The organism is Chloroflexota bacterium, from assembly GCA_014360905.1.
Taxonomy (GTDB): Bacteria; Chloroflexota; Anaerolineae; order UBA2200; family UBA2200; genus JACIWX01.
Window position 1 is genome coordinate 52,031 of record JACIWW010000010.1, and the last position, 22,198, is coordinate 74,228.

Genomic DNA, 22,198 nt, shown 5'->3' on the forward strand with positions numbered 1-22,198 from the left:
CGTCACCTGCTGCGCTCCTTGTCCGGTATTATACTCTGGTGTGAGGTGATTGGGAAGTGAGTCCGATCGGCTTCCTTGGTCACAGTCCCGTTCAGGCCATCCACAACCACGATGTCGCCATCCTGCAGCAATTTTGTGATGCCTGGAATGCCGGCCACAGCAGGCAAGCCATATTCTCTGGCGACCACTGACGCATGGGAAAGTTGCCCACCATATTCGATTACCAGGGCATTTAATAAACTGAAAATGGGCGTCCAGCCTGGATCTACCCCACGGGCCACCAAGATGTCACCAGGTTTTACTTTGTTGAACTCGGTGGGAGATAACAACACAACGACAGGACCCTTTGCCAGGCCCGGGCTCACCGCTTGTCCGCGAAATTGTACGCCACATGTCGCGGTTTCAGTTGCCAGCGGTTGATTGCCGTGCAGAAAGGGTGGATAAGCCTGTTCAGCGGCCACTTCAAACTCTTTGCACAAACGGGCAAATTGCTGTTGCCTAGTGGCGGCCAATGCGGCATAGGCACACTTTGTGGGATTCCGTACATACGCCTCAACTTCTGCTTTGGTCAGAAAGAAAATGTGGGTATCCTGATAAAGAAAGCCAATCTCTGCCATGCGCTTGCCAAGCAGCAGAAAAAGCTTACGCATGAGAGCCAATGTCCTTTGCCAGTAGAAGCGCTGGTCTTCGCGCAACGGCAAGTAGCGGCGTGACAGGAAGAGGACGTGCGCAAAGATTCCCCGTTTTAACCACGCTAGGGGGCCATTGCCCAAAAGTGGGAACACGATATTCCACGCTTGCTCAGGGCTAACGGGTTGCTTCTCGTTCCGAGCGCTCGCCTCGTGCTTGAGACGTTGCACTAGCTCAATAACTTGAGTTGGTTGGGCTGCAAAAGATGGGTGGTAGATGTCCAGGTAGAAAGAACGATGTCCGTAGCGTCTCAAGAAGTCATCAAGTGCGCAACGGAACGCGGTTGTATCCTCGATCTGGGCCAAGTCCCGAAGAGCATGATCAATCTCCAAAGTCTTGTTCGGCAAGCCGGTTACCAGGACGCGGCATAGTTCGTGCGCATCTTCTCGCTTGATCCATGCTCTAGCCAGGCGACGCAACAGCGTATAGGCCAGGTCTGCACAAGTCAAGCTCCAGCGGTGCAGGGACAGCAATTGGGCATTGAGCTGCTGAGCTTGGTCAATGATCCCCCAGATAGATTCGAATGTTGCTGGAGCATTGCACAGAGCTCTGTATTGCTCTTCGAGCTGCTGGCTGCATTTCTCGTGCTGGGCAGCAAAGGCTGCCCAGGTGCGGTAATGATGCCAGGGCGACCAAACGGTAGGCTGGTGCAGAAAGTGCCAAAGCATGGAAAGCAAAAAGCGCGGGTCAAACAGCGAACGAGGGTATTTCACCAGGCGACGAAGTTCCGTTTTGCCCCATGGAAAATAACGATAGGCATCCTCGGGCAGCAGAAAGTCTGGAAAAACCTTGTAGATGGTCTGAAAAACAAAGAGGTTTACGTATGGATGGCCGCGATATAGTTTGGTCAGACGCAGTTGTTCCACGCCCTTCAGACCCAAGTACCGCAGCGGATCGCGGAAAGCCAATTTCTCCAATAACTCATTGATGATGGACCAACCAAGGGGTGAAACAGGCAGCGGGAAGCGTTCGTTGAGGAAACCCGATGTCCAGAAGTGGTCATCCCCAGGGATGACATCGGTGAAGAAAGAACGAGGGCTGGTAGTAATGGGACGGGACTGTAGGATATAGAGTTGTCCCTGCGCAAAGGCCCACTCTATGTCTTGGGGAGAGCCAAAGTACTGCTCCAAAGCGAGCACAGCCTCCGCTACCTGTCTGACCTGTTCTAGCGTCAGAACACGGATGTTGCGCTTCTGCACAGGCACTTCTACGCGCTGCAATCCGCCCTGGGATGTCATAACTTGCTTGTGCAATTTCTGTGCGATAACAGGCGGCTCAACCTCTGCCAGTGAATCGCGGTCCACAACATAGCGGTCAGCATCACCTTCTCCATTGACTACGGTCACCCCCAGGCCAAAGGCTGCTTCTATGAGCACTTGCTCCTCGCCTGTGACTGGATGCAGTGAGAAAGCCACACCAGCCGAGTCAGCCTCCACCATTTGTTGCACCAGCACTGCCATTGTAGGAGCGTCTTCCGCTGACCCGTGCTTTGCACGATAGAGGACTACTTGTGGTGACCAGAGTGAAGCCCAGCATTCCACAATGGCTGACAGCAACTGTGCTTCGTCGCGTACATTCAGAAAGGTCGCTTGTTGCCCAGCAAAGGAGGTGCTTGGCAAATCTTCCGTGCTGGCTGAGGAACGAACGGCTACCGGCAGATCCATTCGCCCTGCCCTGACTGCCAGTCCGCGGTAGGCATTCACGATAGCCTCGCGCATTGGAGCACTCAGATGCACTGCACGGATTCTTTGCTGTAGTTCCCGAGCTGCCGTCTCCACCTGGTTGGGTGGCAGTGCCGACAGAGCCTGTAGGGCTGGTTGCAGTGCGTTTTCTGCGATCATGTCCTGGTAGGCGATAGTTGTGACACAGAAAGCGGCTGGCACAGGGAAACCTGCCTGTGCCATGCGGGCTAGGTTGAACGCTTTGCTGCCAACCAGAGATCTGTCTTCTGAGGTGATTTCCTCAAGCCAGCGTATTGGATACATGACTACCCATGTTAGATGATATGGTAGAATATGAACTGCCTATGTTCCAAGTAAGCGATCCCAAAGTGAACAGCACGTTGCGCCTGCTCGACTTTTCACTTCACAGTATCTTGCAGGCTTATGGCCGTGCATTCCTATTCCATGCTGTCCTGCGACACCCGCTGCGCACGCTGCGTGGACTATGGACTTATCGCCAGGTTTTTGAAACGGATCAGCCAGAGACGCGGCCGCTCTTCCGTGGCACGGAAGATGCATTTGTACGCCGTGCTGCGCTTGCCGGAGAGCGGCTGCTGGTGGGCACAGGGTTTTGTCAGAAGCCCCTCCGCGTCACCCAATCCGATGAACGGCAAGGCATCAAGGTAAGCGCACAGGAATGTCCCGCAGGGCGCTTTAACCACGACTGCCTGTACCTTTTGCAGTTGAACTTGAACTTGCCCAGTGACGCACCGTTTCATCCCACCTGTACGGATTGCTCGGTGCGCATTCTTGGTCATGCAGCGCTGCAAGCGGGGGCTAGTTTTGCTGTGCTGACCTCAGCGATGGACATCGCGCATGACATCCTGTTCCCAGCGTTGGAAAAGCAACGCTTCACTTGCATCCTCTTCGCCATCTGCCCCTATTCGGTGGAGCCGATGAGCCTCGCACTGCTCATCTCTGGCTTGGAAGGTTACCTTTTTCGCTATCACAGCGGTTCCTGTGTCAGCTATCAGCAGTGGCTCCGCGCGGATAGAGGAGATAAACCTGAGCGTACCGTGCTATCCCAGCCGAGCATGGTCCACTTGCTCCATTTGCTGAAGTCTATCGCGGCTTTTCGTGCATCATCCTTCAGTGTGAATCCTACTCATTACAAGCAAGTAGGGCATATCTTTTGCCCCTGTTGAGCATTGCGTCTACATTGTAACGCGGAATTCAAGGCAGGGCAATCCAGGGCATCCTTAACTTTGCAAACGAGTTGGGACAACCTTGCTCGTCCTTTGTTCTTTGGTCATTCTAAGCGGAAGTCTACAGGAAATGGGATTCCTCGCTGCTTTGCCGCTCGGAATGAATTTGGGTTAGCATAGAAATTTAGGCGGAGGAACAAAGTTACTCGGATTGACTCAGGCTGGACCATGAGCCACGTGGAGCAGAAATGCCGGCCTGTTTGACGAAAACTACAAGATAGGATATAATGAAGGCTGATTAGCACAATTGTTCTATTACCACGACATAGGAGGAGCAATGAGACAAATTACCGTGGCAACCGTTCAAATGGCCCCTCGGTTGGCTGACGTTGAAGCCAATCTCGAGCGCATGGGTAAGTGGGTGGAAAACATCTGCCATGATCAAAAAGTGGATTTGATTGTCTTTCCCGAACTGGTCACCACTGGTTATGAATGTGGTGTGCGCTTTGCCGACCTGGCTGAACCAGTTCCAGGCCACGTTGTGAATTATATGGCGGAACGGGCTGCTGATTTCAGGGTGCATTTGGCTTTTGGCTTGGTAGAGAAGCAGAAGATAGAGAGCGTTATTTACGATGCCGCAGTGCTCATTGACCAAGATGGCGAGGTAAGCACCACTTATCGCAAAGTCCACCTGCGCGGCGAAGAACGACTCGCTTTCCGACCCGGGTATCGTTTCCCCGTTGCGGAAACGTCATTCGGCATGGTAGGCCTGCTGCTTGGCTGGGATCTGGCTTTCCCAGAGGCGGCACGTTGCTTAACCTTGCAAGGCGCCGAGCTGTTATGCGTCTGTGCAAACTGGGAACGACCCAACTCAAGTGCCTGGCGTAACTATATTCTCACGCGGGCATTGGAGAATTCGCTTTTCGTCATCGCAGCAAACCGCATCGGTGAGGAATACACTTACAACTTCTTCGGCAACAGTTTGACTGTCGGCCCTCGAGGCGAGGTATACAATACGCTGGATGAAGATATAGAGGGTTACGGTTTGGCTACAATTGACTTGGATGAAGTGCGGAAAAACCGTGAGGACTCGCAGTTATTTCAGGTACGCCAGCCACGTAGCTATCGCGAAATTGTGCGCATGTACTAAGCTCTCACTTATCACTCATCACTCGTCAGAAATGATACATCTCAATCAGCTTTTTCTCCGCACCCTCGATGCGTGCCTCGACTTCGATGTATGGCTCCAATCCTGAACCTTGCAACTTTTCTTTCAGCAACTCATCGAGCTGAAATATGCCCGCTGAATTGCTCATTAGCACACGCAGTCGCACCGGCTTTTGTTCCCCATGTTCGATCTCCAAGCTCTCGATGGCCGCAGCGGAGACTGAATGGATATTGATTACACCGGCTTCAAAGGGTATGCGCGAACGTCCCTTGGCCATATCCAAGGCATCGGCTACCCGTACAATCCCTGCCTCAAGGGTCAAAGGACGTCCTCCAGCGCGATGGGCAATAATGGCATGCAGCGTTTCGGACAGCAACACTGTCCGCACAGGAACTTCGTATAGCCCATTGAGCAGTTCTTTTATTAGAGGTGCGGCGATGAATAGACTATAGCGTTCGTGATCGTCACGGTGAATGGACATCCCCACATCGTGCAACAGCGCTGCTAATACGACAATGATTTCCGCGTCCTCGTTCTGCAGTCCATAATCACGCACGACGCTGGGTTGTACCCCACTTTCTACAAGCAACCTCAGCAGTTTGAGTGCAATGTTGGTGATGATCTGCACGTGCACAGGACCATGGTCAGTCATGCGCAAGCGATCCACTGCAGTAACATTGCATGCTCGCCATAACGTATGCAGTTCGCTGTGCGCGTTAATCCGGGCCACTAGTTCCTGCAATTTGAGGTTATGCTTTGTTGGTAAGTGCAACTCCACCGGTTTCTGCAAAAGCGCTTTTGCCGTAAGAGGTGCTTCTGCCTGTGTCTGTGAAACCTGGTCATTTTCCTTCAACATGTGCATGCTCCTGATCTCTTCGCGATGGTGCGCTCTCACATCTTTGTCCAGAGGATCAAGTATGGCTATCACGGGGGATTGCCCGATAAGCCAGGCGATTTACTCGCTCATTCTGTGGATCATTGCAGTGACCACGGACCCAGTGCCAGTGTATCTCATGTTGCAAGGTCAAGGCATGGAGTTTCTGCCACAGATCAGCGTTCAAAACGGGCTTGCGGTCGCTCTTGCGCCATCCACGCTCAATCCAACGAGGCAGCCATACAGTGATGCCTTGCTGTAGGTACTGGGAATCCGTGTAGAATTCAACCTGGCAGGGCTGCTTTAGTGCTTCCAGTGCAGCAATCGCTGCCTGAAGTTCCATGCGGTTATTTGTAGTTTGTGGTTCACCGCCGCTAAGTATCTTTTCGTGGTTGCCGCAATGCAAAATCGCTGCCCAGCCTCCTGGGCCAGGATTTGGCTCACAAGCCCCATCCGTATAGATGATCACTTCTGGGCGAGTCATCCTTTATGCTCCCATGACAAAAGGGATCACTTCCTGCAATGAGTAAATTTGGGTGAGATGGCGGTAGGCTGCGGGGACATTATCCATGGGCAGCGGTGTCCGTACAAGCCACAGCCCTTTGAGCCCTACATGCTCGGCGGCCAATACGTTTTTAGGAATGTCGTCTACAAAAATAGCCTGCTCTGCTGGGATGTGAAATAACCGCAGAGCAAGTTCGTAGATAGCCGGGTTTGGTTTGCTTATGCCAACTTTAGCAGAAATAACCACGCTTTCAAAGTAAGGCCAAAGGCCGAGAAAATGCAGCAGTGATTCCAAATAGGGCCAAGCATTGGAAATAATTCCCAACTTGCAAGTCTCGCTCAACACCTGCAATGTATACAAAGCATCAGAATAAACGCGAAACCAACTAAGCACCGCGGTTTCATTCCGCCTAAGCAATGCCAATGGCCCGGTTTTTGCCATGCCTGACCAATCAGCAAAGGCAGCAAATATGCGAGCGGGGATACCCGCTTCACCAGTACGAGCGCGGCCATAAGTCGCTTGCAGGCTCGCATCGAGGTTATGTAGAAAATGTTTCACAGTCCGTTGCAGTGGGAGTCGCTTGGTAGCAGTATCTTTTGCCCAGCGCGTGCCAAAGAGCGTATTAAAAGCATCAAAGAATACAGCTTGGTACATGAATGTCTCCTATTATTTTGGTAATGACTCCGCACAATGAGAAAGCACTTGCTTACGCAGGTGACAGGTGTCATTCAAAGAATGAATAAAGAATTTGCCCTTGCGCCATTCAATGACATTGATCGCGCAAGTGTCCTGCCCAATGCGCCAATAATCGGAGTTATCCAGCCCCAATACAGCGCACAACAGGACACGATTTACCACAGTGTGTGCAACGATGGCGATTACATCGTTTGGGTGACACTCGATGAGCTGGTTGAGCGCGTTCATAGAGCGTTGACGTACCATCGCCAAGTTCTCCCCATCTGGGAAGGTAACGGTATGGGGTTCTTTCAACCAGGCGCGCGCCAGCTCTGGCCAGCGTTGTTCTACTTCGTCGTAGGGTAGGCCTTGCCATTGTCCAAAATTCATATCGTTTATACCGGACACAAGCTGTACATCTAGATTGAATTTCTGGGCAATAGCCTGGGCAGTTTGCACCGCACGTAATAGAGGACTGCTATAAATGGCAACAGGCTTCCATTCCTCTGCGATCCGAGCAGCGGTGGCCTCTGCTTGCATCAACCCAACTTCATCCAAGGGTATATCCACTTGGCCCCGGATGCGCTCTTCCTTATTCCACGCCGTTTGTCCGTGTCGGATGAGAATAATGCGCGTCATTCGCCCCCCATATGGCTATAGGCTTCTTTTTCACATACTAGATGAAAAATTATAATTCCGAATGGCAAATTCGCAAAGTAACCTGCTTGCGCCCATGCAAGGCTGAACAATGGCTGAGGCAAGTTGGCAGCAGAATGACAACGATGTATCATATCTGAGCAAACAAGGAGAGTATGCAGTGGATTATCTATCTGCACATCTTATCCTAGATGGTTTGCGCACCCAATTCATTGGTCGTCAAATCATCTACTATCAGATTATTGACTCCACTAATACTGTAGCTAAATCCCTGGCCAATGAAGGCGCGGCAGAAGGGACGATGGTCATCGCGGATGAGCAGTCCATGGGCAGAGGACGGCTCGGGCGACAATGGCTAGCACCGAGTGGTACCTCTTTGTTATTCTCCCTCATCTTCCGTCCCAATCTCGTGGCTGAGCGGGTGCAAGGTTTGACCATGATCTGTGGATTGGGGATCAGACAAGCCATCCGCGAACTCACCTGCCTTCCCGCACAACTGAAGTGGCCCAACGATATCATGGTGCGTGGTCGAAAAGCAGGGGGCATCTTGACAGAAATGTGCAGTACAGGTCAGCATCTAGACTACGTGGTGGTTGGGATAGGCCTGAACGTGAATCTGAAAGCCGATTTATTGCCCGCCGAGTTCAATGCCACCAGCCTCAGCCAGGAATGGGGGCGAACCATGTCGCGGGTGAAGTTGCTCCAAGAAGCTCTTTGGCACATTGAAGAGCGCTACCTGGCTTTATGCGCTGGCTACTGGCCGGTAACAGAATGGGCAAGTGCTTTGGAGACCCTGGGACAAAGGGTTACGCTGCATACGGCTCATGGTACGTGGCAGGGGATAGCAGAGGCAGTTGACAACGAGGGTGCTCTGATGTTGCGCTTGGATAATGGCGAGGTCAAAAGGGTGCTGGAAGGGGATGTTGCTCCTCTATGAAGCCCTGTCAGGGAGCTGTGATCTGCTGGTTTCTCATGCGGGCTTAGGTGATAGCTACTTAGTCACAGACGGGCTAAAATGCCCGCCTTTATTTCCAGGGAATGAACGAAGTCTGCGCTGTTATCGTCCGTCCGGCGTAAGTTACATGTACATCAATAAGCACTGTGTAGCCGGCTGGTTGATTGCCGATACCAAACGTGAATGAGCTGTACCCAGAGGCATCGGTAACACCGCCGCTAAAGCTCTGATCACCGCTGCGGAAGTGGACGACGGCTGCCACAGTTGCATTTGGCACCCCGTTCCCCCAGTTATCCATGACCCGCACGTAGACAGTCTGGGTTCCACCTTGCCATGGGAGAGGATACTTGACCCACGCTGAAACAGCAAAATCAACGGCTGGAATCGGTGTTGGTTGGATAAAAACGGGAGGAGACGGTTGCTGCTCTTCCGCAGGGGGAGTGGGCTGTGCCTGATCAAAGAAAGGCCAGCTGCTCGCTGTAGGTGTCGGCTGAATCGGTGTCTGTCCCCCTGACTGAGCGGACATGGGTGCGACCGGCGCCAGATAAGATGAAGGCAGACCGATACGGCTGATGTACTCATCTCCCAAGTTCCCCAGCATCACCTGATAAGGAATGGGGTTCTCGGGATGCCACTCCATTTTGCCACGCTGGAAGTACTGTACGACTATTCCACCCTCCACCATCAATTCGGTAATCGGATAACCGAATACATCCAGACCGCCATGGCGGTCAAAGTACTCTAGGAAAGTGTAAGAAAGTGTATGCCCGGTCTGAGGGTAGTAGCGCCGCTGCGGGTGATTGGCTGGGGGAATGCTCGAAGAGGAAATGGGGGGCGAACGGTATCCCAGCAGGTCCCCTAGCAGCGTGAGCTGTACCTGATAAGGCAAAGGGTTGTAGGGATGATACTCCATCCTTGCACGTTGGAAGTACTGGACCTTCAAACCATCCTGGATGAATTCTTCCGTGCGAGGCAATCCAAAGATTGTCTCCCCTCCGTATTTATCAAAAAAAGCCAGGAATTCGCCTTGGACGTTATGACCGGTCGCCTGGAAATAGCGCACGTTAGTCCCTATACCGACCTGGGATAAGGCTGTACCTACGACCAAGGCTCCTAGCCCCAGCGATAACGCAATAATGATAATGACTCTTAGCAGCCTATTCATGCTGGGTCACCCCCTGCATCCGCAAGCACCGATGCCATTGCTTCTATCGTGATGAGTTCGCATTGTTGACATTCGCTGTTAGAAAAGGATGCACAAATTCACTCCCAAGCCCGTTTATTATCTAGCTGCATGTATCTACTTACCAATTTACATCAATATTGAAATTGTGTCAAATCAATAAACCTATGGTATAGCACTGCATATTTTTGCGGTCAATGTAGCTGTGCTAACGCCTTCGCTGGTACAACTTTATATCAAATCTCAATTTGTGTCAAATTTGTAACATATGCGTATACATACTGTTGCGAAGGGATATTTCTATTCGATTTGCTGACAAGCCATTGTTGTGACGCTACCAGTTAGTTAATTGGTTAGAATGTGATCCATGCGCTAGCATTCACCCAATAGGCATGTTTTGACACCCTGAGCTGTCTACTTCCATTGATGAAAATAATCCTGGATTATTTGACAAAAATCCGTTATCAATTTATAAATATTTTGAACGTTCTTTACAAAAATTTGTGGTGATCGAAGTGATAAGAGACGAAATGCATCGTGTACCAGGGAAGTGTCCTATCTGTGGTGGAGAATTGGCTGTGACGCATCTTCATTGCCCAAGCTGTGGCTTGACTCTGGGGGGTCAATTTAGTTTGGCTCGATTCTACCGGCTTGATGCAGAACAAATGCATTTTCTCGAAACATTCATTCGCTGTGAAGGCAAGCTAAACAGGGTCGGGAAAGTGCTGAATATGTCGTACCCCACGGCACGCGGCAGATTACTTGACCTGATTCGAGCTCTCGGCTACGAGGACAAGGAGAAATTCTCTCCTTCCCCCGCGGACGAATAGCCATGCCGCCTGCTTGCGACTAGGAGTTACCATGATCGTCCGAGCCAATGCCTGCAGAAATCCAGAAGAGGGATTGCGCCCTTTTGACATGCGGCGTGACCTGCTACCTTTGGCAAATCTGATTGAACTGTCTTTCCAATCCGAACTGGATCAGACTGCCAACCCTATCGTAACAGAGATGAGGCGGCTGGCGAGATCTGGCCCTTTGTTATGGCTCTTCGACGCAACCTCTCGGTTGCTCTCCTCCCTTCTTCGTGGCTATGTATGGATTGCCAATGGGCAACTGGTGGGGAATGTCTCTCTGGGTCGCGAAAGTGAGCAACCCAATCTCTGGAGCATCAGCAATGTAGCTGTACATCCGGACTTTCGTGGACGTGGTATTGGACGCCAACTTATGAAAGCGGCTATACAAGAAGCACGCCACCATGGCGCCTGCCTGGTTATACTCGAGGTGCAGAAGGAAAATGCCCCAGCCCACCAGTTGTACGAAGAACTAGGTTTTCAAATCTACGACACCGTAGAGGAGCTCACTCTGCCTGAAGGCAAGGATATGAAGCGGCAGTTGACGTCTACCCTACCGCTTCGTGAGTGTCGTCCTAAAGACTGGCAAGGTATTGTCGCTCTGCTGCATGCTGCGACACCCAAGGCAGTGCAAGAAGTAAAGCCTATTCTCAGTAGCCGCTACCGACCCAGCATAAAACGCAGGCTTGGGCGTTTGTTTGATGATCTGTCGTATCTCCGTCAAAGCCAGGATTGGCTATTGGAAGAGAAGGGCCAAGTTATTGCACTATTGCAAATCACCGGTCAATACACCAAGACAGCGCATCGTTTACAGATCGCTGTGCACCCAGACCATCGTGGGACTATCGAGGAAAGACTAGTAGCCGCAGGGCTAAACCGACTAGCCCATTTCCCAGATCGTGAGGTGGCATCAACGGTCTCTTCTTCTCATGTTGAGGCGTTACAGGCGTTCCATAAGAACGGGTTCCGCACCATCCGCATCTTGGATTTGATGAGATTGAATCTGCGTGATAGCAAGGAGAGAACATGAAGCGATTTCTATTGCGTTGGTTGATCACCGGCATTGCCTTGTACGCAGCCGTTCGTTTGGTACCAGGCATCACCTATGAAGGCGGTTGGCAAACGTTAGCAGGCATGGCGCTCATCTTTGGCCTGGTGAACGCAACCGTGCGCCCTATCTTGACCTTGCTGAGCTGTCCGCTAATCATCCTGACTATGGGTCTGTTTATCTTGGTGATTAACGGGGCTATGTTGCTGCTCGCCACTTGGCTAGCGGATCTCTTCGGGGTCACCTTCTATGTACAGGGGTTCGGCTCGGCTTTCGTGGGTGCACTAGTCATTAGTATCGTGAGCTTCCTCATGAGCCTGTTTATTGGAGAAGAGAATACACACAGATCCTGAGTTCCCCACCGCGGAACGCCGAGTATAGAGCACCGGATTCTACGGGGAACCCTTTTTGGTTATTCTTCGCCCACAATCCGATCGTAAAGAGCCTGCAACTCTTCTTCGGAAAAGAAGTGAATCACTAGTTTTCCACCGTGCTTGCTGCGGTAGAGGTTGACTTTAGTGCCCAGCGCCCTGCCAAAGCGCTCTTCCAGGGCGCGTGTCTCGGGTGTTTGTTGTGGCGCAGCTTGCTTCTTCGCCTGTTCGCCTGCTGTCAGGCGCCGCACCAATTCTTCTGTCTGTCGTACGGAAAGGCCCTTTTTCTCGATGGCATGCAATACGCGCAATTGCAGGTGCTCCTCTGTCAGCCCTAGCAATGCTCGCGCATGCCCCTCGCTAATGCGATTGGCCCAAAGCGCATCTTTGATTCGATCCGGCAGACGCAGCAGACGCAATGAGTTGGTCACGCTAACTCGGCTGCGTCCCACGCGTTCAGCTACCTGTTCCTGGGTCAGCCCAAATTCTTCCGTCAATTGACGATAGGCGTTTGCTTCCTCTAGGGGATTCAGATCTGCGCGTTGGATGTTCTCGACCAGGGCTAATTCCAATGTCTCTTGTGGAGTAGTCTCCTTGATCAACACCGGCACAACATCAAGCCCTGCCAGCATCGCTGCACGCCAGCGCCTCTCGCCAGCTATTAGCTGATAGCGTGGCCCTGTGGTGGCCATGTCTGGGCTTATCTCAGTAACGATCAACGGCTGAAGCACTCCATGCTCTTGAATGGAATCTGCCAGTTCGCGCAAGCTCTCCGCGCTGATGTCTTGCCTGGGCTGACGGGGATTTGGTATAATTTCATCAACCCGCACTTCGATCAGCCCAGAGAGGACTTCTGCACCCGGGATCAAAGCGCCCAACCCTTTGCCTAAACCTCGTCGCCTGCTGCTCATCGCATCCCCCTAACCTGCTCTTACCATCGAGCTATGGTATAAGAAGCCTATTGCTCACTGTCCATGATCTCACGGGCTAACGCTTGGTAAGCCATCCCTCCCGGCGAATGCGGTGCATAATCTACTATTGGCTCGCCATAACTCGGGGCTTCGCTCAGACGCACACTGCGTGGCACAACGGTTTGGAAAGTCTTGTCCGGGAAATGCCTGCGCACTTCATCCACAACCTGCTGTGCCAGGCTAGTACGCGCATCATACATGGTCATGAGCAGCCCTCTGATACCCAAATTGGGATTCAGGTTGACGCGCACCAATTCAATCGTGTGCAACAATTGTGCCAGCCCTTCCATCGGCAGATACTCGCATTGTACGGGGATAATGACTTCATCTGCAGCAGCCAGGGCATTGATCGTGAGTAAACCAAGACTGGGAGGGCAGTCAATGAAGAGATAGTCGTAGCGGTCACGAATAGGCGCTAGCGCAACTTTTAGGCGATGCTCCCGCGCCATCATATTGACTAGTTCGATTTCTGCCCCAGCCAGAGCCGGAGCAGAAGGAACCAAGTCAAGTCCCACGCGTTTGGTCAGCATCAGCACGCTCTGCAACGGCCTGCCCGTAACGATGACGTCATAAATCGAGCGTCGCAAGCTGTTTTTGTCAATGCCCAAGCTGCTGGTTGCATTGGCTTGTGGGTCAATGTCGATTAACAACACCCGCTTATCCGCTGCGGCCAGGTATGCACCCACATTCACTACGGTTGTGGTTTTGCCTACGCCACCCTTCTGATTCGCCACAGCATAAACCTGGCCCATAGCTCAGCTCTCACTTATACAGCTTGCCAAAACGCAAACGCTCTTCTACCTGTTGCCTAGTCGGGATCGTTGTCGTCCCCAAGCCCTCGATCGAGAAAGATGCCACACAGTTGGCAAAGTGCGCAGCCTGATACGGATCGCCAGTTTCTTTCAGCCGCACTAGGAAGGCTGCTGCAAAAACGTCCCCTGCTCCTGTTGGATCCACCTCTTTAGCCTGAAATGCAGGAAAGTCGCGCACGATACCATTGTAAAACACGGTTGCTCCACGCCAACCGCGGGTAACCACCGCGATTTTGGCCAGCTCCGCATAGTGTCGCACGGCTGCTTCATCGCCAGCGACATCCTCCTCGCTGTATACCAATACCTCTACATTGGGCAAGATCGAGTCCGCTTCTACCCAGGGCCTGACCCTCACCTGCCCGTGCTCATCCCATTGTCTCATCCAACCCTGGGGGGTAACCCCTACGATAGCTCCACGGAACACCCCGAGCCAATCCAAGCCCAGCTCGCGCACTAATGGACAAAGCAGCACAATTGGGGCCTGTCTCCAGTCCAAGGGAAGATGTGCTGCGCGCAATGGGCTTGCAATGCCATGCACAAATTGACGACGTTTCTGTCCCTCATAGATGTTCTCAAAGGTGGTAGCAACCTGGGAAGGAACGATGTGCAGAGCCATGTCCCGCAGAGCGTTGGACAGATCGAGATCAGGCGGAGCGCTGGTGAGGACAGCCACTGAAAGGCCCAGCCTCTGTGCAGTAAGCGCGGCATAGCTCGCAGTTCCTCCTATTGAATAGCTACCATCTGGCAACAGGTCCTTCGTTACATGGCCAATGGCCAGAAAATCAGGGGATTCAGCCATACACCCTGTCTCTCATTATCCTGACTATACTAAACGAATGGTTCATTTCTTGGGCAGAATGACGACCTTCCGCTTCTCATCCTGTCCGACGCTTTCCGTGAAGACATCGGGGTCATCGCGTAAAGCCAAATGCACAATGCGCCGCTCATGCGCAGGCATTGGCTCCAAAGATACTGGCTGTGCCGTGATACGAACTCTATTGGCCATACGCCGAGCCAGATCAATCAATGATTTCTCCCGGCGGGATTTATAGTGCTCCACATCCACCACGATATTGGGCCAGTGCTGCGTCCGGCGGCTGATGAGCAAGCAAGTGAGATACTGCAAATCGCGCAACGTTTCTCCTCGCCGGCCAATCAACACGCCCAGATCCGTGCCACTGATGTTGAACAGCACGGCATTGGATTCATCCTGAACCTCTGCAGGGACCTCTTCTCTGGTCACTCGTGCCTTGAGTCCCATGTAATCGAGCAGTTTCTGCAATACCTCGATGCCAAGCTGCGCCAATGTCTCCTGCACCATGATAGGCAACACTGCCTCTGCTTGGACTTCCTGTGCTGGGGATGGTTCCGATGGTTCTTCCTCCGTAGTAGGCGGGGGCGTTTTAGCACTTACTCTGACGATTGCCTCTTCACCACCTAAACCTAGCAAGCCACGGCTTCCTTCCTTGATGACCTCCACGGTGACTTCATCTTGGCTCAAGCCCAATTGCTGCAGTGCTTTGCGAATGGCTTCATCAACGGAGCGGCCACTGACTTCCACGCTTTTACCTCTTTCGTCCATCGCCCTTACCCTTTGTTTGAGCTGTCTTGGCTTGACTAGGCTGCCTACTGAACAGGGTAGCTAGCGATCCCCAGCCACTGATAAAATACTGCTGCACAATGCCCACTACGTTCGTCGCGACAAAGTACAGGCCCAGACCTGAAGCCAACTGCAAGGTAATCAGGCCGAACATCATTGGCATCATCAGTTCCATGCTCTGATTCATCGCCTGTTGTTGGGGATCAGCTGACGGCGTAGCCATCATCTTCTGTTGCACCCACATGGTAGCCACAACCAAAATGGGCACTACATAATATGGGTCCGGACGCCCCAGGTGAAGCCAGAGAAACTTGGGACTCAGAGGTACCAAGCTCGACAAAAGCGGAAACTGTTGATAGATATGCCGACCCAGGTTGAGCAACTGCAAGGGGTTATCTGGTAAGGCATTGATGATGGATTGGTACAACCCAATCCAGATAGGCAGTTGAATCAAAGTTGGCACCAAACAACCCAGAGGGTTGACACCTGCTTCCTTGTACAGTTTCATTTGCTCTTCTGCTAGTTTGTCGCGGTCGTTTTTGTACTTCTTTTGCAACTCCTGCAACTTGGGTTGCAGATCCTGACTGGCCTTTGCCGACCGCATTTGTTGCATGGTGATGGGCAGGGTCAGCACTCGCACCAGCACAGTAAAAACTATCACACTGAGGCCGAAACTGCGACCCAGCAGTGAATATAAGAAGAGCAAGCCATTCAGCATTGGCTCAAAAATCACGGTATTCCAAATTTGACCCACCTAAGAGGACCTCCTATTTTCTCTTGCTCGGAGCCACGTTCCAGCGTTGAACGCCTGTTTCAGCATCCAATGCATAGATCGTGTCACCCAGAACGCTAACATACACTGTACCATCAGCCACCACTGGTGAAGTGAGCATAGCTTGATCTGCTTTGAAAATCCATTGTTGCTGCCCATTGACCGCATCGAGGACGTGCAAAGTCCCGCTATCCGTGCCCATATACAGCAGGCCGTTGGCGTAGGTTGGCGTGGCTCGAATCAGGCCATCCGCTTCGAAATACCAGTTTTGGGCACCTGTAATTGCGTCTAGAGCATAGAGTCTTTTGTCCAGCGATCCGACATAGACCATGCCCTCCACGACCAGTGGGCTGGCCCACACCCAGTGGTTGGTCTTGAACTCCCACTGTACTTGGCCATTGTTGGCATTGAGGGCATATACTTTGCCATCAAAGGCTCCACAATAGACAAGATCGCCAGCAACAACAGGCCCGCCTGCAAAGGCACCACCAGCCGCAAAACGCCATAGTTCTTTGCCGCTGACTGCATCTAGGCAATAGAGCTGATGGTCAAAGGAACCCACATATACTTTGCCATTGGCTACTGCAGGACGCCCCCAAATCCAGTTGCTCGTGGCAAACTCCCACTTTTTCAAGCCATTTTTCGCCTCCAAGGCATAAACTTTATGATCGCTGGAAGCAAGGTACAGCAAGCCATTCGAGATGGTGACATCCGCTAGGATATAGCCGTTCGAATTGAACGACCAGCGCTGCGAGCCAGTATAGGCATCCAGAGCGTAGAGGATGTGGTCATATGAACCAATGTAGAGCGTATCATCCATCAGCACTGGCGCTGCATAAAATGGCCCTCTTGCTTTCTCGGATGAGGCTGGGTATTGCCAGATTTCTGCACCATTTGTAACATCCAGTGCATATACGCGCCCTGCTTGCCCACCTGTATACAATATTCCCTTGGCAACTGTGATGCTAGACCAGGCCGGGACTGTGGCTGTGGGGGCACAGCCTCCTAACATGCTCGCCAGCACGGCGAGTACAATCATAATCAGAACGAGTTTGACATACAAGGTTCTCAAAGAGTAAACTCCTTCCTTTGTTTATTGTGCACCATGTATTGGCTTACATCAAGGTACGGGATCATAGCCTCCTGGATGCAAAGGATGGCAGCGGCTGAGACGCTTTAGCGCCATCCAGCCTCCGCGGCGCACACCATATTTAGCAATAGCCTCATAGGCATATTCGGAACACGAGGGCACAAAGCGGCAAGAAGGAGGCAAAGCAGTTGAGATACGCCTTTGATAGAATCGGATCAGCGCCAAAATAATCTGTCTCATCAGACTACGTCCGTTGCCTGCACAGGCTTTGTCAAGCCCGCTTGCTGCAGCAGGGAATCCAACGCTTCTCCAATGCGCCAGAAATCTGCTTCAACGATTGGCATGCGGGCAATCAGCACAATATCCCATCCCAAGGCTATTTCACCTACTCGTATGCGCATCGCTTCGCGCATCAGTCGCTTTATGCGATTGCGCACCACTGCTCTGCCCATGCGTTTGCTCACTAGGAAGCCAAAACGACTGTGCGGCAAATCGTTTTTGGCAGCCAGGAGCACCAGCAATGGATGCGACCAGGATTGCCCTTGGTGACGTACACGCTGGAATTGCTCCCTGTGAACCAGGCGATAGCGCCTCTCCATGCTGGCATGCTCCCAAGCTGTGGCGTCTAACCTTCACGTCCCTTCCGTCCCAGCGAATCACAGAGAAACCCGCTTGCGACCCTTCAGACGACGTGCTTTCAACACCCGCCGTCCGCCTTTGGTGCTCATGCGGGCACGAAACCCATGTACCTTTTGACGTCGAAGTTTTCGTGGCTGATAAGTTCTCTTTGGCATTGTTTCTACCTTCCTTTGGCTAGAAAATACAGGCTATTATAGTCGCTTCTGACAAGCATTGTCAAATGCGCGCAAGACCATCACGCAGCTTTGACACAATCCTAAACCCATAGTATAACCCATTTCGCCTGCATCCGTGTCCATTGCAGAGGGCCGAGTTATCTGATGCTGTCAAATTGCTCCAACCAGCAGTAGGACTGGCACATGTCAGCCAACCGACAGAGCCTTGTCAGGAATAACGGGCAAAATGTGGTAGAATGTGGGTGATCAACTATAAAGCGAATGTTAAGGAGGATGAACCATGGGTATTTTGGAGCGCATTAGCATGATTATGAAGGCTAACATCAACGATTTGTTGGACAGGGCTGAGAATCCGGAGGTTATGCTGGAGCAGTACATCCGTGACCTGGAGAGTGGCGTGAACGAGTCCCGCGAGGAATTGGTCAATGCCATGGCGGACGAGAAGCGTCTGGCTGCCAAGCTGGAGGAGCGCAAGCGACAGGTCAGGGAATGGGAGGAGAAGGCTGAACAGGCTGTGCGGCTGGGTAAGGATGAAGCAGCGCGTTCGGCTCTGCGCGCAGCGCGCGCCTACCAGGACGAAGTGCGCACTACTATGGACGCTTGGGAGATCCAAAAAGAAAAGGTAGCCGAACTGCAAGCACAATATGAGGAGATCGAGAAGAAACTGGCTACGATTAAGGGCGAGCGTGAAGTGCTCCTAGCCCGATACAAGACAACACGGGCGCAGGAAAAGATCACCACTACTAAAGTGAGCGCTGGCAAGGCTAAAGAAGCCATCAAAGGCATTGAGCGGATGAAGGAGCGCATGGAGCAAGAAGCAGCCAAAGCGGCTGCCCGCGAGGAATTGGCTGCTATGAGTGCTGCAGTACACGAAGCAGAAAGAAGCCAAGAGGATATCGAGGTAGAGGCTCGCCTGGCAGAGCTCAAAGCCAAGATCGCTGCTGAAGGCAAATAGATCAAGGCATCGCTTCATAGATTGGAATGCCGTCAAACCTCAAAGATGGCACACGGCAAAAAGTCCATGGCTGATCAGCCTTAGTCGTGAAAGGGCAGACGCTGCCTACTGGCATTGGTGCGTAACTGCTGAGGCATTGAAAATTGATCCTCCAGCACGGGTAGTGTTGCTTGCCACAAGCGCGTCTTTACGACAATGCCAACCCACAAGCAACTTTGCCTTGCTATTGCACCCACCAGGCTGGCTTTGGAAAAGCCCTGGAAGAGCCCGTTTTTCACTTGACAAAACAGGGTAATCAGGTTATAATAATATTGTCAGTTGCCCGCGTGGTGGAACTGGTATACACAGCAGGTTGAGGGCCTGTGCCCATTGGGCGTGGAGGTTCGAGTCCTCTCGCGGGCATCTTGCACTATAGCCTTTTTGGCCTTTTCTCAATTATTTGACTGAATTAGCAAAAGATGATATACTAAATGCAGTTCTTGGTTGGCATAGGGTATTTAGTGTTCGCTGGATTTCCCCACTATGAAGCGAACCTCGTATGACAGCGAATGGTTGCTGATTATATCAGGTCTTCTTGCTAGTGATTACCCCAATCGGATAGCCGGAGTGTGTTAGATGGATGCAACAGGGCCTTTATGCCCCGTACAAAAACTCATTTCGGCCTAAGGGAATGTTTTCAGCCTTTGTTTGTTGCTGTTTATGTCTTCCTGCGTCGTTCTTTGCCAATATTCCACTCAAAAATAGAATGTGAAGACAGCGGAGCGGGACCCCTGGGTGCAACGAAGAGTCAGTTCTGGAGTGCCAGTGATTACTGATTGTGGCAGAGACAAATGGCTTTTCCCTGTGGCTTGTTACTCTGGTCCTGCTCTTTCTCAGGATAGCACGACCTCGTGACACAAATTGGAGCCAAAACTTCACATAATGTTAAGATTTCGCTTAACCTATCGCATGTATATGGAGCCCTTATTCGTGAAGAAATATGGAGTTTGATAACGTGAATATTGTAGAACTGGAAACAAAAACTCTCGATGAATTGCAGGAGCTGGCCAAGGAATTCAATATTACTGGTTACAGCCGCCTGAAGAAATCGGACCTCATCTTTCGTCTGCTACGTGCAAACGCTGAGCGCCAGGGATACATCTTTGGCGGTGGAGTGTTGGAGATCATGCCAGATGGCATTGGTTTCCTGCGCGCCCCCAGTCTATTGCCTGGACCTGAGGACGTCTATGTCTCGCAATCTCAAATTCGCCGCTTTGGCTTGCGCACCGGTGATTTGGTCATCGGGCAGGTGCGTCCTCCAAAGGAATCAGAGAAATATTATAGCCTATTGCGCGTGGAAGCAGTAAATGGACTTGACCCGGAAGTAGCCAAGAACCGGCCTCACTTTGACAATCTAACTCCTATTTTCCCCAACAAGATGTTTGACCTGGAGACGAGGCCCGACATCCTCGCTACGCGCCTGATCAATTTGGTGGCACCCATTGGGCGAGGTCAGCGTGGTCTGATTGTCTCGCCACCGAAAGCGGGCAAGACTACGGTGCTGAAGCAGATTGCGAATGCAATCACGCATAATTACAACGATGTGCACTTGATGGTCTGCCTCATTGGCGAGCGCCCAGAGGAAGTCACGGACATGGACCGATCGGTTGAGGCGGAGGTGATTAGCTCTACCTTCGATGAGCCAGTGCAGGCGCATACCCGCGTTGCAGAAATGGCCTTGGAACGAGCCAAAAGGCTAGTGGAATGCGGCCGTGATGTCGTGATCCTGTTGGATAGCATTACGCGCCTGTCCAGAGCCTATAACCTGATTGTGCCACCCAGTGGGCGCAGCTTGTCGGGTGGTTTGGATCCAGTAGCATTGTATCCACCCAAGCACTTTTTCGGCGCAGCGCGCAATTTGGAAGAAGCAGGCAGTTTGACTATCATTGCTACTTGTTTAGTGGATACAGGCAGCCGCATGGACGATGTCATTTACGAAGAATTCAAGGGCACGGGCAATATGGAATTGCACCTCAATCGCAAGCTGGCCGAGCGGCGTATCTTCCCTGCCTTTGACATCGAACGTTCTGGCACACGCCGTGAGGAACTGTTGCTGCCACCCGATGTCCTGTCCAAGGTATGGACGCTGCGGCGCATGATTTCTGCGATTGGCGAGACGGAAGCAGTAGAGCTTGTGCTTCAACGATTGGCCAAGACGAAGAGCAATAAGGAATTTCTCGAAACTCTAAACAAGGACCTGTGATGACTGCTGACGGTGACCCCGTGAGTAGTTCGGACGAACAACAAGATGTAGCATCGCATATAGCCTGGATGAGACTGAGAACGCTCTGGGTGCAGCTTAGGCAGATGGGCCTGCTGTCTCGTCTTGTGCTACATGTCTGTTTCCTAGCTATGCTAGTTGCCAGTCTTTGGCTCAGCAAGGCAGTGATCCTCCCCCAGGATGTATTTTGGTTTCCCTCCATTGCCGCGCAACAGGGATCCCCAAGCGCTTCATTGGCCGAAGTGTCTGTATCAAGGGTCGGCATTGGCGGGGAAGCTGCTGATGTTTTGGTCTGCGCTGTTGTCCCGCATACAACAATTCCCAGACGGTATCGTATTGACCCCATTACATACACGGTTGAGGCTGGTGACAATGTTTCCACTATAGCCGAAAAGTTTGGGGTTAGCGTCGAGACAATCCTTTGGGCCAATGGCAATCTAGAAGACAATCCGGACTATCTGGACATTGGGGATGTACTGACTATTCTGCCCGTTTCTGGTGTATACCATACTGTCGTGAAGGGCGATACGCTGGAAAGCATCGCAGAGAAATACAAGGTGCGGGTGGAGGATATCACCAGCTACGAAGGCAATTACCTGCAGGAGCCCTATACTATTACGGTGGGGCAGAAGCTGATCGTGCCTGGTGGGCGCAAACCCTACCAGGTGCGTCATGTCGTCGCTTGGTCAGGTCCCATCCCTGAGAATGCCAAGCGTGGCACAGGAAAATTCGGTTGGCCCGTAAGTGGCTACATTACACAAAGGTACAGCGAAGTCCACCCTGCTGTGGATATTGGAGTACCCGAGGGAACGCCGGTGAAAGCGGCAGATTCTGGGTACATAGCGGTCGTTGGTCGCAGTGACACTGGGTATGGTCGCTACGTGTTGATTGACCATGGAAATGGCTTTCAGACCGTCTATGCTCACCTCAGTGTTATCTACGTAGAGGTAGGGCACTCCGTGGGCAAGGGGCAAACCATTGGTCTTTCCGGCAATACAGGCAAATCCACAGGTCCTCACCTACATTTCGAGATCAAACTGAACGGTGTGCGCAGAAACCCCTTCATTTACCTAAAGTGAT

The 22,198-nt window shown here is 52.0% G+C and carries 24 protein-coding genes and 1 tRNA gene; 10 read left to right on the forward strand and 15 right to left on the reverse strand.

Annotation, left to right across the window (positions count from 1 at the left end; genetic code table 11):
• Positions 1-2: 2 nt before the first annotated feature.
• Positions 3-2,675 carry a hypothetical protein gene (locus H5T67_06040; GenBank protein MBC7244880.1) on the reverse strand — a complete coding sequence of 891 codons (2,673 nt, stop codon included), beginning with the start codon at positions 2,673-2,675 and terminating at the stop codon, positions 3-5.
• Positions 2,676-2,683: 8 nt separating this feature from the next.
• Between H5T67_06040 and H5T67_06045 the strand changes: the two genes are divergently transcribed.
• Together H5T67_06045 and H5T67_06050 are read left to right on the forward strand one after the other, a co-directional pair.
• Complete coding sequence (locus tag H5T67_06045) at positions 2,684-3,556, forward strand: hypothetical protein (protein MBC7244881.1); 873 nt, start codon at positions 2,684-2,686, stop codon at positions 3,554-3,556.
• Positions 3,557-3,893: 337 nt separating this feature from the next.
• Entirely contained in the window at positions 3,894-4,706 is an 813-nt protein-coding gene (locus tag H5T67_06050; GenBank protein ID MBC7244882.1) for a carbon-nitrogen hydrolase family protein, read from the forward strand.
• Positions 4,707-4,731: 25 nt separating this feature from the next.
• Here the strand turns inward: H5T67_06050 and H5T67_06055 are convergent, their stop codons facing one another.
• Genes H5T67_06055 through H5T67_06070 form a run of 4 tightly spaced genes read right to left on the reverse strand, consistent with a single transcriptional unit; the run spans position 4,732 to position 7,417 of the window.
• On the reverse strand, positions 4,732-5,580 hold the full coding sequence (locus H5T67_06055) for an HD domain-containing protein (protein ID MBC7244883.1): 849 nt from the start codon (positions 5,578-5,580) through the stop codon (positions 4,732-4,734).
• A gap of 55 nt (positions 5,581-5,635) precedes the next feature.
• Positions 5,636-6,082, reverse strand: coding sequence for a ribonuclease HI (gene rnhA / locus H5T67_06060; protein MBC7244884.1), 447 nt, complete (start codon positions 6,080-6,082; stop codon positions 5,636-5,638).
• A 3-nt stretch (positions 6,083-6,085) separates the two neighbouring features.
• Complete coding sequence (locus H5T67_06065; protein MBC7244885.1) at positions 6,086-6,757, reverse strand: HAD family hydrolase; 672 nt, start codon at positions 6,755-6,757, stop codon at positions 6,086-6,088.
• 12 nt (positions 6,758-6,769) lie between these two features.
• The gene (locus tag H5T67_06070; protein ID MBC7244886.1) at positions 6,770-7,417 is read right to left on the reverse strand and encodes a histidine phosphatase family protein; all 648 of its coding nucleotides are present in this window, start codon (positions 7,415-7,417) and stop codon (positions 6,770-6,772) included.
• A gap of 178 nt (positions 7,418-7,595) precedes the next feature.
• Between H5T67_06070 and H5T67_06075 the strand changes: the two genes are divergently transcribed.
• On the forward strand, positions 7,596-8,372 hold the full coding sequence (locus H5T67_06075; GenBank protein MBC7244887.1) for a biotin--[acetyl-CoA-carboxylase] ligase: 777 nt from the start codon (positions 7,596-7,598) through the stop codon (positions 8,370-8,372).
• A gap of 88 nt (positions 8,373-8,460) precedes the next feature.
• Here H5T67_06075 and H5T67_06080 read toward each other — a convergent pair whose 3' ends face one another.
• On the reverse strand, positions 8,461-9,555 hold the full coding sequence (locus H5T67_06080; protein ID MBC7244888.1) for a hypothetical protein: 1,095 nt from the start codon (positions 9,553-9,555) through the stop codon (positions 8,461-8,463).
• Between the two features lie 596 nt (positions 9,556-10,151).
• Between H5T67_06080 and H5T67_06085 the strand changes: the two genes are divergently transcribed.
• Genes H5T67_06085 through H5T67_06095 form a run of 3 tightly spaced genes read left to right on the forward strand, consistent with a single transcriptional unit; the run spans position 10,152 to position 11,825 of the window.
• Positions 10,152-10,403, forward strand: coding sequence for a DUF2089 family protein (locus tag H5T67_06085; protein MBC7244889.1), 252 nt, complete (start codon positions 10,152-10,154; stop codon positions 10,401-10,403).
• 31 nt (positions 10,404-10,434) lie between these two features.
• Complete coding sequence (locus H5T67_06090) at positions 10,435-11,454, forward strand: GNAT family N-acetyltransferase (protein MBC7244890.1); 1,020 nt, start codon at positions 10,435-10,437, stop codon at positions 11,452-11,454.
• Positions 11,451-11,825, forward strand: coding sequence for a phage holin family protein (locus H5T67_06095; GenBank protein ID MBC7244891.1), 375 nt, complete (start codon positions 11,451-11,453; stop codon positions 11,823-11,825). Before H5T67_06090 ends, H5T67_06095 begins: the two co-directional genes overlap by 4 nt.
• Before the next feature lie 59 nt (positions 11,826-11,884).
• Here the strand turns inward: H5T67_06095 and H5T67_06100 are convergent, their stop codons facing one another.
• The 9 genes from H5T67_06100 to rpmH are packed head-to-tail and all read right to left on the reverse strand — an operon-like array spanning position 11,885 to position 17,882.
• Positions 11,885-12,754: a ParB/RepB/Spo0J family partition protein gene (locus tag H5T67_06100; protein MBC7244892.1), complete on the reverse strand. Its 870-nt coding sequence runs from the start codon at positions 12,752-12,754 to the stop codon at positions 11,885-11,887.
• Positions 12,755-12,801: 47 nt separating this feature from the next.
• Positions 12,802-13,566: a ParA family protein gene (locus H5T67_06105; GenBank protein MBC7244893.1), complete on the reverse strand. Its 765-nt coding sequence runs from the start codon at positions 13,564-13,566 to the stop codon at positions 12,802-12,804.
• 10 nt (positions 13,567-13,576) lie between these two features.
• The gene (locus H5T67_06110; protein ID MBC7244894.1) at positions 13,577-14,425 is read right to left on the reverse strand and encodes a ribokinase; all 849 of its coding nucleotides are present in this window, start codon (positions 14,423-14,425) and stop codon (positions 13,577-13,579) included.
• Between the two features lie 42 nt (positions 14,426-14,467).
• A complete protein-coding gene (locus H5T67_06115; GenBank protein MBC7244895.1) occupies positions 14,468-15,208 on the reverse strand; it encodes a protein jag in 741 nt (246 codons plus the stop codon).
• Positions 15,192-15,980 (reverse strand): membrane protein insertase YidC, encoded by a 789-nt coding sequence (locus H5T67_06120; GenBank protein ID MBC7244896.1) that lies wholly within the window; start codon positions 15,978-15,980, stop codon positions 15,192-15,194. Before H5T67_06120 ends, H5T67_06115 begins: the two co-directional genes overlap by 17 nt.
• A 13-nt stretch (positions 15,981-15,993) precedes the next feature.
• The gene (locus H5T67_06125; protein MBC7244897.1) at positions 15,994-17,070 is read right to left on the reverse strand and encodes a PQQ-binding-like beta-propeller repeat protein; all 1,077 of its coding nucleotides are present in this window, start codon (positions 17,068-17,070) and stop codon (positions 15,994-15,996) included.
• 48 nt (positions 17,071-17,118) lie between these two features.
• Positions 17,119-17,328 (reverse strand): membrane protein insertion efficiency factor YidD, encoded by a 210-nt coding sequence (gene yidD, locus H5T67_06130; GenBank protein ID MBC7244898.1) that lies wholly within the window; start codon positions 17,326-17,328, stop codon positions 17,119-17,121.
• Positions 17,328-17,687, reverse strand: coding sequence for a ribonuclease P protein component (gene rnpA, locus H5T67_06135; protein ID MBC7244899.1), 360 nt, complete (start codon positions 17,685-17,687; stop codon positions 17,328-17,330). Before rnpA ends, yidD begins: the two co-directional genes overlap by 1 nt.
• A gap of 57 nt (positions 17,688-17,744) precedes the next feature.
• Positions 17,745-17,882, reverse strand: coding sequence for a 50S ribosomal protein L34 (rpmH, locus tag H5T67_06140; protein ID MBC7244900.1), 138 nt, complete (start codon positions 17,880-17,882; stop codon positions 17,745-17,747).
• A 301-nt stretch (positions 17,883-18,183) separates the two neighbouring features.
• Between rpmH and H5T67_06145 the strand changes: the two genes are divergently transcribed.
• The 4 genes from H5T67_06145 to H5T67_06160 all read left to right on the forward strand — a co-directional run bounded on the left by H5T67_06145 (position 18,184) and on the right by H5T67_06160 (position 22,197).
• Positions 18,184-18,858, forward strand: coding sequence for a PspA/IM30 family protein (locus tag H5T67_06145; protein ID MBC7244901.1), 675 nt, complete (start codon positions 18,184-18,186; stop codon positions 18,856-18,858).
• 320 nt (positions 18,859-19,178) lie between these two features.
• Positions 19,179-19,260: transfer RNA gene (locus H5T67_06150), tRNA-Leu, on the forward strand.
• Positions 19,261-19,837: 577 nt separating this feature from the next.
• Positions 19,838-21,100, forward strand: coding sequence for a transcription termination factor Rho (gene rho, locus H5T67_06155; protein ID MBC7244902.1), 1,263 nt, complete (start codon positions 19,838-19,840; stop codon positions 21,098-21,100).
• Positions 21,100-22,197, forward strand: a complete 1,098-nt coding sequence (locus H5T67_06160; protein MBC7244903.1) for a M23 family metallopeptidase — start codon at positions 21,100-21,102, stop codon at positions 22,195-22,197. The genes rho and H5T67_06160 overlap by 1 nt, the downstream gene beginning before the upstream one ends.
• Position 22,198 lies beyond the last annotated feature (1 nt).

Bases quoted from the DNA above. Each gene is read 5' to 3' on its own strand.
- H5T67_06040 (MBC7244880.1), bottom strand. From the start codon at position 2,675: ATGTATCCAATACGCTGGCTTGAGGAAATCACCTCAGAAGACAGATCT.
- H5T67_06045 (MBC7244881.1), top strand. From the start codon at position 2,684: ATGTTAGATGATATGGTAGAATATGAACTGCCTATGTTCCAAGTAAGC.
- H5T67_06050 (MBC7244882.1), top strand. From the start codon at position 3,894: ATGAGACAAATTACCGTGGCAACCGTTCAAATGGCCCCTCGGTTGGCT.
- H5T67_06055 (MBC7244883.1), bottom strand. From the start codon at position 5,580: ATGTTGAAGGAAAATGACCAGGTTTCACAGACACAGGCAGAAGCACCT.
- rnhA (MBC7244884.1), bottom strand. From the start codon at position 6,082: ATGACTCGCCCAGAAGTGATCATCTATACGGATGGGGCTTGTGAGCCA.
- H5T67_06065 (MBC7244885.1), bottom strand. From the start codon at position 6,757: ATGTACCAAGCTGTATTCTTTGATGCTTTTAATACGCTCTTTGGCACG.
- H5T67_06070 (MBC7244886.1), bottom strand. From the start codon at position 7,417: ATGACGCGCATTATTCTCATCCGACACGGACAAACGGCGTGGAATAAG.
- H5T67_06080 (MBC7244888.1), bottom strand. From the start codon at position 9,555: ATGAATAGGCTGCTAAGAGTCATTATCATTATTGCGTTATCGCTGGGG.
- H5T67_06090 (MBC7244890.1), top strand. From the start codon at position 10,435: ATGATCGTCCGAGCCAATGCCTGCAGAAATCCAGAAGAGGGATTGCGC.
- H5T67_06095 (MBC7244891.1), top strand. From the start codon at position 11,451: ATGAAGCGATTTCTATTGCGTTGGTTGATCACCGGCATTGCCTTGTAC.
- H5T67_06100 (MBC7244892.1), bottom strand. From the start codon at position 12,754: ATGAGCAGCAGGCGACGAGGTTTAGGCAAAGGGTTGGGCGCTTTGATC.
- H5T67_06105 (MBC7244893.1), bottom strand. From the start codon at position 13,566: ATGGGCCAGGTTTATGCTGTGGCGAATCAGAAGGGTGGCGTAGGCAAA.
- H5T67_06110 (MBC7244894.1), bottom strand. From the start codon at position 14,425: ATGGCTGAATCCCCTGATTTTCTGGCCATTGGCCATGTAACGAAGGAC.
- H5T67_06115 (MBC7244895.1), bottom strand. From the start codon at position 15,208: ATGGACGAAAGAGGTAAAAGCGTGGAAGTCAGTGGCCGCTCCGTTGAT.
- yidD (MBC7244898.1), bottom strand. From the start codon at position 17,328: ATGAGACAGATTATTTTGGCGCTGATCCGATTCTATCAAAGGCGTATC.
- rnpA (MBC7244899.1), bottom strand. From the start codon at position 17,687: ATGGAGAGGCGCTATCGCCTGGTTCACAGGGAGCAATTCCAGCGTGTA.
- rpmH (MBC7244900.1), bottom strand. From the start codon at position 17,882: ATGCCAAAGAGAACTTATCAGCCACGAAAACTTCGACGTCAAAAGGTA.
- H5T67_06145 (MBC7244901.1), top strand. From the start codon at position 18,184: ATGGGTATTTTGGAGCGCATTAGCATGATTATGAAGGCTAACATCAAC.
- rho (MBC7244902.1), top strand. From the start codon at position 19,838: ATGGAGTTTGATAACGTGAATATTGTAGAACTGGAAACAAAAACTCTC.
- H5T67_06160 (MBC7244903.1), top strand. From the start codon at position 21,100: ATGACTGCTGACGGTGACCCCGTGAGTAGTTCGGACGAACAACAAGAT.